Annotated in this window: 12 protein-coding genes; 7 read left to right on the plus strand and 5 right to left on the minus strand. The window is 70.3% G+C overall.

The features are described 5' to 3' along the window. A partial coding sequence (locus tag ACHFFZ_RS16730; protein WP_394277725.1) for a DEAD/DEAH box helicase occupies positions 1-2255 on the minus strand: 2255 nt, incomplete at its 3' end. A gap of 712 nt (positions 2256-2967) precedes the next feature. Here ACHFFZ_RS16730 and ACHFFZ_RS16735 point away from each other — a divergent pair. Then, on the plus strand, positions 2968-4113 hold the full coding sequence (locus ACHFFZ_RS16735; RefSeq protein ID WP_394277726.1) for a glycosyltransferase family 4 protein: 1146 nt from the start codon (positions 2968-2970) through the stop codon (positions 4111-4113). Between the two features lie 75 nt (positions 4114-4188). Here ACHFFZ_RS16735 and ACHFFZ_RS16740 read toward each other — a convergent pair whose 3' ends face one another. From ACHFFZ_RS16740 to glmS, 4 genes are all read right to left on the minus strand, one after another. Further along, positions 4189-5604 (minus strand): NAD(P)H-hydrate epimerase, encoded by a 1416-nt coding sequence (locus ACHFFZ_RS16740; protein WP_394277727.1) that lies wholly within the window; start codon positions 5602-5604, stop codon positions 4189-4191. Continuing rightward, positions 5601-5957 (minus strand): holo-ACP synthase, encoded by a 357-nt coding sequence (locus tag ACHFFZ_RS16745; protein ID WP_394277728.1) that lies wholly within the window; start codon positions 5955-5957, stop codon positions 5601-5603. The genes ACHFFZ_RS16740 and ACHFFZ_RS16745 overlap by 4 nt, the downstream gene beginning before the upstream one ends. 3 nt (positions 5958-5960) lie before the next feature. Then, positions 5961-6458 carry a hypothetical protein gene (locus ACHFFZ_RS16750; RefSeq protein ID WP_394277729.1) on the minus strand — a complete coding sequence of 166 codons (498 nt, stop codon included), beginning with the start codon at positions 6456-6458 and terminating at the stop codon, positions 5961-5963. Between the two features lie 106 nt (positions 6459-6564). Continuing rightward, complete coding sequence (glmS, locus tag ACHFFZ_RS16755; protein WP_394277730.1) at positions 6565-8412, minus strand: glutamine--fructose-6-phosphate transaminase (isomerizing); 1848 nt, start codon at positions 8410-8412, stop codon at positions 6565-6567. 133 nt (positions 8413-8545) lie between these two features. Between glmS and coaA the strand changes: the two genes are divergently transcribed. The 6 genes from coaA to ACHFFZ_RS16785 form a co-directional block, all read left to right on the plus strand. After that, on the plus strand, positions 8546-9541 hold the full coding sequence (gene coaA / locus ACHFFZ_RS16760; RefSeq protein ID WP_394277736.1) for a type I pantothenate kinase: 996 nt from the start codon (positions 8546-8548) through the stop codon (positions 9539-9541). A gap of 80 nt (positions 9542-9621) precedes the next feature. Continuing rightward, positions 9622-9936 (plus strand): hypothetical protein, encoded by a 315-nt coding sequence (locus ACHFFZ_RS16765; protein WP_394277731.1) that lies wholly within the window; start codon positions 9622-9624, stop codon positions 9934-9936. Positions 9937-9965: 29 nt separating this feature from the next. Beyond that, complete coding sequence (locus ACHFFZ_RS16770; protein ID WP_394277732.1) at positions 9966-10259, plus strand: hypothetical protein; 294 nt, start codon at positions 9966-9968, stop codon at positions 10257-10259. Continuing rightward, positions 10235-10552 (plus strand): hypothetical protein, encoded by a 318-nt coding sequence (locus tag ACHFFZ_RS16775; RefSeq protein ID WP_394277733.1) that lies wholly within the window; start codon positions 10235-10237, stop codon positions 10550-10552. Before ACHFFZ_RS16770 ends, ACHFFZ_RS16775 begins: the two co-directional genes overlap by 25 nt. Beyond that, positions 10552-10764, plus strand: a complete 213-nt coding sequence (locus tag ACHFFZ_RS16780; RefSeq protein WP_394277734.1) for a M15 family metallopeptidase — start codon at positions 10552-10554, stop codon at positions 10762-10764. The genes ACHFFZ_RS16775 and ACHFFZ_RS16780 overlap by 1 nt, the downstream gene beginning before the upstream one ends. A 1-nt stretch (position 10765) precedes the next feature. Next, positions 10766-11390, plus strand: a 625-nt coding sequence (locus tag ACHFFZ_RS16785) for a hypothetical protein (protein ID WP_394277735.1), incomplete at its 3' end; no start/stop codon positions are given.

The raw sequence follows: 11390 nt of genomic DNA on the forward strand, positions 1-11390 counted from the left end.
AATGTGCCGCGGTAGCCACCACGGCCACCGCCGCCCTGGCGCGGCCCCTTGGCCTGTCGGCGGGGGGCGATCAGGCGCTCGTACTCGGCCTCCTCGATGGGGGCACTGTCGGGCGTGCGGGCGCCGGTCAGCTCGGAGAGCAGATCATCACCGGGGCGCACCTGCACGGGCTGCACCTTGACGCCGGCCTGGCCGGTGAGGCGAGCCATCGACTTGCGCTGGTGCGGCAGCACGATGGAGGCGACGACGCCCTTCTGGCCGGCGCGCGCGGTGCGGCCCGCACGGTGCAGGTAGTCCTTGGAGCTCATCGGCGGGTCGATCTCGAGCACCAGGGTGACGTCGTCGACGTGGATGCCGCGGGCGGCGACGTCGGTGGCCACCAGGACCGGGACGGTGCCGTCCTTGAAGGCGGCCAGGATGCGGGTGCGCGCACCCTGGGTGAGGCCACCGTGCAGCGCACCGGCCATCACGCCGGCCTGGCGCAGCTGCTCGGCGACGCGGTTGGTGCCCATCTGGGTGCGGCAGAACAGCACCGAGCGGCCCTCACGATTGGCGACGGCGGCGGTGACGCCGTTCTTGTCGTGCGGCAGCACCTGGAGCAGCACGTGCTCCATGGTGGTGACCGAGGCCTGGCCGGAGTCGACCTCATGCGTGACCGGGTCGTGCAGGTACTTTTTCACGATGCGGTCGACGGCGTGGTCGAGGGTGGCCGAGAAGAGCAGGCGCTGGCCGTCGGCCGGGACCGAGTCCATCAGGGTGGTGACGGCGGGCATGAAACCCAGGTCGGCCATGTGGTCGGCCTCGTCGAGGACGGTGACCATCACCTGGGAGAGGTCGACGGCACCCTGCTCGAGCAGGTCGATCAGGCGGCCGGGAGTGGCCACGACGATGTCGACGCCGCGCTCGAAGGCGCGCAGCTGCGGGCCGTAGCCCATGCCGCCGGCGATCAGGGTGAGGTCGAGGCGCAGGGTCTTGGCCAGCGGGGCCAGCACGTCGGCGCACTGCAGGGCCAGCTCGCGGGTCGGCACCAGCACCAGGGCGCGCGGGGCGCCACCGGCCGGGTCGGCCTGGGAGAGGCGGGTCAGCATCGGCAGGCCGAAGCCCAGCGTCTTGCCCGAACCGGTCTGGCCACGGCCGAGCACGTCGCGTCCGGTGATGGCGTCGGGGATGGTGGCGGCCTGGATCGGGAAGGGGGCGGTGATGCCCTGCTTGTCGAGGGCAGCCACCAGCATCTTCGGCACGCCCAGGGCGGCGAAGCCCTCGGCCACGTCGACGCCGGAGTCGTCGATCTCGCCGAGGTCGGTCGCCTCCCAGCTCATCTGGTCCAGGTTCTCGGCCATCGGACGGTCCTCGCGCGGGAAGTCGCGGCGACGGTCGTCGCGGCCGTGGCTGCGCTCCTCGCGGCCACGATTCTCGTCACGGCCCCAGGCCGGGCGGCGGGCGCCGCGGTCATCACGGCGCTCGTCACGCCAGGTGCGCTCGTCGGCCGGAACGTCGTCGCGGCGGGGGCGGTCGTCGAAGCGTGCGCGGGTGGAGGGGCGCTCGCCCTTCTCCCACGGCTTGCGGTCGACGCGGGGCTCCCACTTGGGGCGGGGGGCGTCGTGCACCGGGCGCGAGGCCTTGTACTCCCTGCGCGGAGCGCGATCCTCGAATTCACGGCGCGGAGCGCGATCCTCGAATTCACGGCGCGGACCACGGTCGTCGAAGTCACGGCGCGGAGCGCGATCCTCAAAAGGCTTGCGGGGGCCACGGTCGTCGAAGGACTTGCGCGGGCCACGAACGTCGAAGTCACGACGCGGACCGCGATCATCGAAGGGCTTGCGGGGACCGCGATCGTCGAAGTCACGACGCGGGCCACGCTCGTCGCGGTTGAAGCTGCGGCTGTCGCGGCGCTCGCCACGGTCATTGCCGAACTGGCCGCGGTCGACGCTGCGCGGGGCGCGGCCGCCGAAGCCGCCCTGGGCGGGGCGCTCCACGCGCTCGAAGTTGCGGCCGCGGGAGTCGGAGGTGCGGGGGGCGTCGCTGCGGTAGCTGCGCTCGGGTCGGTCCTCACCGGAGCGGTAGCCGCGCTCGACGCGGTCGTCATTGCCGCGGTAGCCGCGATCGTCACGGGCGGGGCGCTCCTCGCGGGGCTCCCACTTCTTGCGGGGATTCTTGCCCATGGCGGCGCGCTTGTCGTCGCTCCAGCGGTTCTTGCCAGGCTTGAAACCGGGGGTCTTGGCAGCCTTGCGGCCGTGCGGGGTGGGACGGGGCATGGTGGTACTCACTTCTCTGGGCGCAGGACGCCCGTTGGGGCAGCCTTCACGGCTGGTTCATCTAAGAACCGCGGCGCACCAACATGCACTATCTCTCACGCAGATTGATGGCGGCGGAACATGGCGATCAATGCCATCTGGCATCAGGCGCAGGGGGGGCGAATGTGTCGCCTCAACCAAGCTGCAACTGATTCGCTCGCGGGTGACTACCGTGCCGGTGTGGACTCCCGACACGAATCTCCCACAACGCGGTCCACACTACCAGCGATGTACAAGGGGTGACGAATCTCGCTGCCAGCTCGGCCTCAGCTTGGCATCGGACGACGGCCGGTTCCGGGCCTGGCTGGCCCAGTGCCCACTGTCGCGATGCCCAGCAGCCCCCTGGGCACGCCGAAGAGCACAGGGCACGCCGAAGAGCACAGGGCACGTCGACGCCTCACCGGGCACGTCGACGCCTCACCGGGCACGTGGCGCACCACGTGCCCAGTCACCCTCGGAAGTGCCCAGTGTCGGAAGTGCCCAGTGCCGGAAGTGCCCAGTGGATGGGCCGCTGGATGCCCCGGCGAGCAGCCGCCCAATGCCGAGCGGACAAGCCACCCGGCACCCGGTGAACACCGTGTGACGCGCCGAGTGCCCAATCGTCACCAAGGCTTCACCGCTCCCAACCCCTCTGCGTGGCAGGAGCCGGGAGGGGCGTGGTTACCATCGAGGTGTGCGAGTTGCCTTTGCTGCTGAGTCCTTCCTCCCCCAGATCAATGGCGTCACCAATTCCATCCTGCGGATGCTGGAGCACCTCCAGGCCACAGGTCACGAGGCCATGGTCCTGGCCCCCAATGACGGCGGGCGCGTCCCGCGCGAGTACGCAGGCTTCCCCGTCGTCCCGCTGGCCTCGGTCGGGCTGCCCGGCTACAGCGACGTGCGGGTCAACACCGCGCCCCGCTTCGTCATCGAGCGGGCGCTGGCCGACTTCCGCCCCGACGTGGTGCACCTGGCAGCCCCCTTCGCAGTCGGCTACAAGGCGGCGCTGAGCGCGGCCCGGTTGAACATCCCCACGGTGGGCATCTACCAGACCGAGATCGCCACCTACGCCGCCCAGTACGGTTTCCCGGCCCTCGAGCCGGTGCTGTGGTACCGGCTGCGCCAGGCCCATTCGCTGGCCACCCTGAACTTCGCCCCCTCCACCTATGCCCAACGCCAGCTGGAGGAACAGGGCATCCCGCGGGTCGGCATCTGGGCCCGCGGCGTCGACTCGGCCCGTTTCCACCCCAGCCGCCGTGACGAGTCGCTGCGTCGCCAGTGGGCGCCCGAGGGCGAGCGGATCGTCGGCTACATGGGGCGCCTGGCCGCCGAGAAGAGGGTTCAGGACCTCACCGCGATCGCCGACATCCCCGGCATCAAGCTGGTCATCGTCGGCGACGGCCCCAGCCGCCCCGAGCTGGAGGAGAAGCTGCCCGAGGCGATCTTCCTGGGCCTCAAGACCGGCGACGAGCTGCCCCGCTGCCTGGCCTCCTTCGACCTGTTCGTCCACACCGGCGAGCTGGAGACCTTTGGCCAGACGATCCAGGAGGCCAAGGCCTCCGGGCTGCCGGTGGTCGCCCCGCGTCGCGGCGGACCGATCGACCTGGTGGACCCCTCACGCACCGGCTGGCTCTACGAACCAGGCCGCCTGGACCAGCTGCGAGGCCACGTCCTGGACCTGGTGGGTGATGACTTCAAGCGTCGCGCCATGGGCAATCAGGCCCGCGAGTCGGTGGAGTACCGCACCTGGCCCCACATCTGCGAGGAGCTGGTGGGGCACTACCGCACCGCAATCCGCACCGGCGTGACCATCCCCCGCCTGACCAATTCGACCCGATAGCCCAACCGGCACAGTGCCGAGACGACGACAGGGGCCCCGCTGGCAGGCGGGGCCCCTGTCGCTGCGCCCAAGTGCTCACCAGTAGCGGGTGAACTCCCCCACCACGGATGCCACCTCGCGTCCGATCACGTCGGGCGGCCACGGCCCGATGCGACGGGCGGCGGCCATGGCCTGCACCGAGGCGCCGAGCAGGGCCGCGTCGCAGGCGGGAAGTCCGCTGGCCAGCAGGGTGGCGCAGATGCCGGCCAGCACGTCCCCGGAACCTGCCTGGGCGCTCCAGTACGGGCCAGGCACGGCCAGCAGCACCACCCCCTCGGGCTTGATGACGTACTGGGTGGCGCCCTTGAGCAGCACCACGGAGTTCCAGCGCTCGGCGGCCATCCGCCCGTGGGTCAGCGGGTCCGCCTCGACCACCTCGCGGTCGACGTTCAGCATCCGGGAGAGCTCCCCCGCATGCGGGGTGAGCAGGCAGTTCGGCGGCAGGGTGTCGGGCAGCGTCACCAAGGCGTCGGCGTCGATGACCGCCGGCACCTTGGGGCCGAGGCGGGCGGACAGACGATCGCGGTTGGCCTCGGTCTGGCCCCAGCCGGAACCGAGCAGCCAGGCCTGCACCGCCCCCTCGCCGTGGGTGACCGAGGGCAGCTGGTGGCGCACCAGGCCCGCGGCCTGCTCCGGGCCGACGAAACGGATCATCCCCGCACCGGCGTGGACGGCGCCGATGGTGCCGAGCAGGGCCGCGCCGGGGAAACGGGCCGAGCCGGTGTCGATGCCCACCACTCCGCGGCTGTACTTGTGGCTGGTGGGGCCGGGCAGCGGCCAGCGACGCACGATGTCGCTCTCACTGGCCTGCCACAGCGTCGGCTGCGGCATGGTCAGGCCGATGTCGACGACCTCGACCTCGCCGCAGGCGGTGGCGGCTGGCTTGAGCACGTGGCAGGGCTTGTGGGCGGCGAAGGTGACGGTGCGGGTGGCCCGCAGGCAGTGCTCGGGCAGCACCGCACTGTCGGTCTGCAGGCCGCTGGGGATGTCGACGGCCAGCACCGGCACCCGCAGTGTCTCGACCTCGGCGGCGAAGGTGGCCAGCACCTGGTCCAGCCCCAGCCGTCCGCTCAGCCCGTAGACGGCGTCGATCACCAGCGCGGTCTGTGGCAGCTGCCGGGCGGCCTCGATGGCGTCGATGATGGTGCAGCCGGCGGTGATGGCGGCTGCCATGCCGGCCTCGTGCACCTGTTCGGTGACGGGCCAGACGGTGACCGACAGGTCGGCCGCGGCCAGGTCGGCGGCGGCGAACAGGCCGTCGCCGCCATTGTTGCCGGCGCCGACCACCACCAGCACCGACTGGGAGCTGGCGGGGGCGTCGTCGCCGAGCATCTCCTGCGCGCTGCGGGAGACACCCTGGGCGGCGCGGCGCATCAGGTCGACTTCGGGCCGGGCGGCGAAGAAGGCCTCCTCGGCATCGCGGATCTCCTGGGCGGTGTGGACGGGGATCATCGTGCCTCACAGATGACATATGCGGTGGCCAGGCCACCGTCGTGGGAGATGGACAGGTGGATCGTGGTGATGCCGAGCTCGTCGGCCCGTGCCTGAACGGTGCCACGGAGTCGGAAGCTCGGGGCACCGTCGGCGCCGCGCAGCACTTCGCAGTCGCGCCAGACCATCCCGGCGGGTGCGCCCAGCGCCTTGGCGAGTGCCTCCTTGGCGGCCCACCGGCCAGCCTGGGAGGCGATCGGGAGCGCGGCCTCGTCCGGGCACAGCACACGTTCACGCAGGCCGGGTCGTCGCTCGCAGGCCTGCTGCCAGCGTTCGATGCTGCACAGGTCGACCCCGATTCCGATGATGGCCACGATTCACAGGCCCCGGGTGCTGGCGCGGTGGCGGGCCAGGGCGACGCCCCGGGCGGCCGCGGCGATGCTCACTGGCTCGGCGGCTTCCATGGTGCGGGCGGCGAGCACCTCGAGGAAGGCTTCCTCGGCCTCGCGATGGCGTCCGGCTGCCAGCAGGGTCCTGGCCCGGTGTTCGCGCAGGAAGGTGGTGCGGGCGCCGTCGCGGACCTCCGCGAGCAGCTGGCCGAAGGCGGCCAGTGCTTCGCCGTGCCTGCCCTGGGCGCACAGCGCGTCGGCGTGCAGGGTGCGAGTGCGGAAGTCCTGCGCTGTCCCGGTCAACAGGTCGGCGGCACGGGCGGGGTTGCCACCCCACAGGGCTTCGAGGGCCTGCGAGCAGGGGTCGTCGGCGCGGTCGGCGCGGAAGGCGTCGAGGTCGGTGATGTGCGCCCGCAGGGTCTCGGGGTGGAGTTCCCATCCGGGGCCGCTGGGCAGTGCGTCGGGCAGGTCGGGCGTGCTGGTCACGTCTTGACGATAGCCCCCGCAGACAGCCAAGGCCCCCCTAGGAGGACTCCGAGGGGGCCTTGGCGGTGGCTACCTGCTCATTGTGTGGGGCCGCAGGCGCCCCTGCTCATTCAACCGTGACGGACTTGGCCAGGTTGCGGGGCTGGTCGACGTCATTGCCCAGCTGGGTGGCCAGCTCGCAGGCGAACAGCTGCAGCGGGATGATCGACAGCAGCGGCTGCAGCAGGGTCGAGGTCCTGGCGTGACGGATGATGACGTCCGCGTAGGGCGTCACCTCGTCGTCGCCCTCCTCCACCAGGACGATGGTGCGGGCGCCACGGGCACGCACCTCCTGGATGTTGGAGACGACCTTGTCGTGCAGCTGGTCGCGGCCGCGCGGCGGGACGGCGATGAAGATCGGGATGTCCTTCTCCACCAGGGCGATGGAGCCGTGCTTCAGCTCGCCTGCGGGGAAGCCCTCGGCGTGCTTGTAGGCGATCTCCTTGAGCTTCAGCGCACCCTCGAGGGCCGAGGGGTAACCGACGTGGCGGCCGAGGAAGAGGAAGGCCGGCTCGTCCTTCAGCTCGCGGGCCAGGTCGAGGACCTGCTGGTCGTTGTCCAGCATGGCCTGGATCTTCTCGGGCATGGTGGCCAGCTCGTCGGTGACGGCCTTGATCTCGTCGCCATACTTCATGCCGCGCACCTGGGCCAGGTAGAGGCCCAGCAGGTAGCAGGCCACCACCTGGGTCAGGTAGCCCTTGGTGGAGGCGACGCCGCGCTCGGGGCCGGCGTGGGTGTAGATGACGGCATCGGACTCGCGCGGGATGGTGGCGCCGTTGGTGTTGCAGATGGCGATCACCTTGGCGTGCTGCTCACGGGCGTGGCGGATGGCCATCAGGGTGTCGGCGGTCTCGCCGGACTGGCTGATGGTGACCACGAGGGTGTTGGGGTCGATGATCGGGTCGCGGTAGCGGAACTCGCTGGCGATGTCGACCTCGCAGGGGATGCGGGTCCAGTGCTCGATGGCGTACTTGGCCACCATGCCGGCGTGGTAGGCGGTGCCGCAGGCGACGATGATGATCTTGTTGATGCGGCGCAGCTCCTCGGGCGAGATGCGCACCTCGTCCAGGGTCAACTGGCCGTCGGCGTCGTAGCGGCCCAGCAGGGTGTCGGCGACGGCCTGCGGCTGCTCGTAGATCTCCTTGCGCATGAACCAGTCGTAACCGCCCTTCTCGGCGGCGGCGATGTCCCAGTCGATGTGGTAGGGCTTGACGGCGGTGGCCTCGGTGCCGTCGAAGTTGGTGATCGTGACGCTGTCGCGGGTGATCTCGACGACCTGGTCCTGGCCGAGCTCGATGGCTTCGCGGGTGAACTCGAGGAAGGCGGCGACGTCGGAGCCGAGGAAGTTCTCGCCCTCGCCGACGCCGACCACCAGGGGGCTGTCGTGACGCGCGGCGACGACCACGTCGGGATTCTGGGCGTCGATGGCCACCAGGGTGAAGGCACCCTGCAGCCGGTTGGCGACATCGTGCATGGCCTGGGTGATGGGGGTGCCGGCGTCGATGATCTTGCCGAGCAGCTGGGCGGCGGCCTCGGTGTCGGTCTCGCTCTTGAAGTCGACGCCCTGGGCCTCCAGCTCGGCGCGCAGCTCGGCGAAGTTCTCGATGATGCCGTTGTGCACCAGCGCGACGCGGCCGGACTGGCTCACGTGCGGGTGGGCGTTCTGGTCGGTGGGTCCGCCGTGGGTGGCCCAGCGGGTGTGGCCGATGCCGTGGTTGCTCTCCGGCAGCGGGTTGCCCAGGATCTCGTCGTCCAGGTTGGTGATCTTGCCCGACTTCTTGCGGTAGGAGATGACCCCATTGGACTCGACGGCGATCCCGGCAGAGTCATAGCCTCGGTACTCGAGGCGACGCAGCCCCTCGACGACAACGGTCTGGGCGCTTCGCGGCCCGATATATCCGACAATTCCACACATGGCAAGAAGCGTACAAAACTCATGAGCGATACGCGAATGACGCGCTGGGCACGGGCTGTGGGATGGACACCCGCCGCGCCCACGTGTGAGTCTTTCCGGGGAGGAGGCGCCGGCCAGGACGCGGCGTACATCGATCGTGACGCACGAGAGCAGCAAGACCAAGGCTTCCGAGACAACTCGTCAGGCCGATGTGGACGAACCGGACGGGCCTTGGGTCCAGCTGGACCGCCAGTCATGGGCGGACCTCGCCGACCACACCGACATCGACCTGGACCAACCGACCCTGGACCGGTTGCGTGGCCTCGGTGACCCCACCGACCGTGCCGAGGTCGAGGCCGTCTACGTCCCCCTGACGCAGCTGATCCACCTGCACATGCGCCACACCGGCCACCTGTACCGCGCCAGCTATGCCTTCCTGGGCCTGGACGTGCGCCGCACCCCCTTCGTGATCGGCATCGCCGGGAGCGTGGCCGTCGGCAAGTCCACCACGGCCCGTCTGCTGCAGGAGCTGCTCTCGCGCTCCCCCGGCCGGCCGCGCGTGGAGCTGGTGACCACCGACGGTTTCCTCTATCCCAATGCGGAGCTGGAGGCACGCGGGATCCTCGACCGCAAAGGCTTCCCGGAGAGCTATGACCGTCGGGCGCTGGTCCGCTTCGTCACCGACGTGAAGTCCGGCAAGCCCGAGGTGGAGGCACCGGTCTACTCCCACATGACCTATGACGTCACCGACGAGAAGGTCGTGGTGCACCGCCCCGACATCCTCATTGTCGAGGGCCTCAACGTGCTGCAGCCGGCCCGCAAGCGCTCGGACGGCACCAGTGGCCTGGCGGTGAGCGACTTCTTCGACTTCAGCGTCTACGTCGATGCCTCCGAGCAGGACATCCGTTCCTGGTACCTGAGCCGCTTCCTGCAGCTGCGCAAGACCGCCTTCAGCGACCCCCGCAGCTTCTTCAAGCGCTACGCGACGATGTCGGATGACGAGGCGATCGCCTTCGCCAACACGATCTGGGACGACATCAACGGCCCCAACCTGCGCGCCAATGTTGCCCCCACCCGTCCTCGTGCCACCGTGATCCTGCGCAAGGGTGCCAACCACGAGATCGACGAGGTCTTCATCCGCAAGATCTGAGCACCGCCCCGGGCCATCCGGGATTCCTCTCCCGCCGCCCCCCAGGGGCACCACTGTCCCAGTCGTCCCCCCGCCGCCAGATGGCCGCACTGGCATTGGCGACGGCGGCACAGCCGAAACTCGGGACGCTGGGCGGTGCAGCCACCCGCGCAGGTCCGTCGCGCCGTGCCAGCGCGGCTGCAGGCCGCTCGATCACCATCGGCTCCGTGCGCTGCGTCGGTACCTGTGCCCCGACCGGCCTGCAGGCGGGTTTCGGCTCCTACCGCGTGCACGGAACCACCACCCTGCAGGTCCCGGTGCTGCACACCGGGTGGGTCACCCTCACCGCCCAGATGGCCGATGGCTCGACTCGTTCGACCGGCTGGTCGCAGAGCGTCGCCGCCCGGCGGTGGTGATGTCTGCCTCGAGCTTCACGGCATCGTCGATGAAGGGCACGCCCGTCTCCGGACGGGTCAGCACGGGCATGGCCGGGCGCACGGTGCGCCTGGCGGTCTGGGCCTGGTTCCCGCGCGAGAGGACCTCGCGCTGGTCCTACGCCCACCCCGTCACCACCGGCCGTGACGGCACCTTCAGCACCGTGCTGTCCTTCGACCATGGCTTCATCGGCAAGCGCACCTGGCGGGTGGAGAGCAACTACGCCAGCATCCCAATGCCTTGTTCTCCACCAGCACGAACGAGTACAAGGCGGCCAGGATGGACTTCACCACCGGCCCGGTGACCGCCGCCGTGGTCCCGCACACCTACCGGTCCGGATGCCCCGTGGGGCCCTCGCAGCTGACCCGGATCAGCATGAACCACTTCGGCTTCGACGGCCGCATGCACGCCGGGCACATGATCGTGCGCACCACCGAGGTGCAGCGCTTCCGCAATGTCTACACCGCCGCCTTCACCTCCCACTTCCCGATGCGGGTGATGAAGGACCCCAGCCCCTACCGAACCGACGACAACTCCGTGGCCGCGGACAACAACTACGCCTTCTTCTGCCGCCAGGTGAACGGCAACCCTATGTGATGAGCCCGCACAGCTATGGTCGTGCCGTCGACGTGAACCCCTACCGCAAGCCCAATGGCGTCTGGTCTCCCCCGAACGGGCTGCCCTATGTCGACCGCTCGAAGCGCCGTCCCGGGATGCTGTTCAGCGACTCCGCCATGACCAAGGCCTTCATCGCCAATGACTTCACGTGGCTCTCGGGCTTCGACTGGCAGCACTTCCAGGTGCGCTGACGTGAACCGCTCACCTCGCACTGTCGCCGGCCGGGTGCTGCTCGGAGTGGCGCTGGCGCTGGCGGGCTGCTCCGACCCCGCCACCACGACCTCTGCGGCCACGACCATCCCGGCGGCGACGGCGTCCTCGTCGCCAAACAGCGCGAACGCCCAGCCGTCGCGCCCGTCGGTGGCGCCAACCGGGTCGGCAGCCGTCCCCGAGGCCACCACCGTCCGGACCAGCCCGGCACCCAGCACGGCCGGGGAGCTCTCCGCGGCCGACTTCCCCAGCCAGATCCTGCGCTGGAGGCCGGTGGCCGGGGAGGGCGACGAGGACACCTACCAACCCAATGGCACCTGGGTGCACGCCCTCGACCCGCAGGAGACCGCCACCAACCTGCAGCTGCAGGCCTGTGGCGAGGCCAAGCGGCTGCCGGTGCCAGGCGCCGTGCTGGCCTCCGACTACAAGGACCCGTCGGGGGCCAGGGCCATCGGACAGCTGCTCTCCTTCGACTCACCGGCCACCGCCCGCAGCTTCGCGCAGAACTACCGCGCCAATGTGGAGACCTGCCGCACCCCTGGCGGCCTGTTCACCGCGACGGTGGTCTCGACCGATCCCTTCACGGCCCGTCGCGTGCTGGTCACCG

Origin of the sequence: Luteococcus sp. (assembly GCF_043424415.1) — a bacterium.
GTDB lineage: Bacteria > Actinomycetota > Actinomycetes > Propionibacteriales > Propionibacteriaceae > Luteococcus.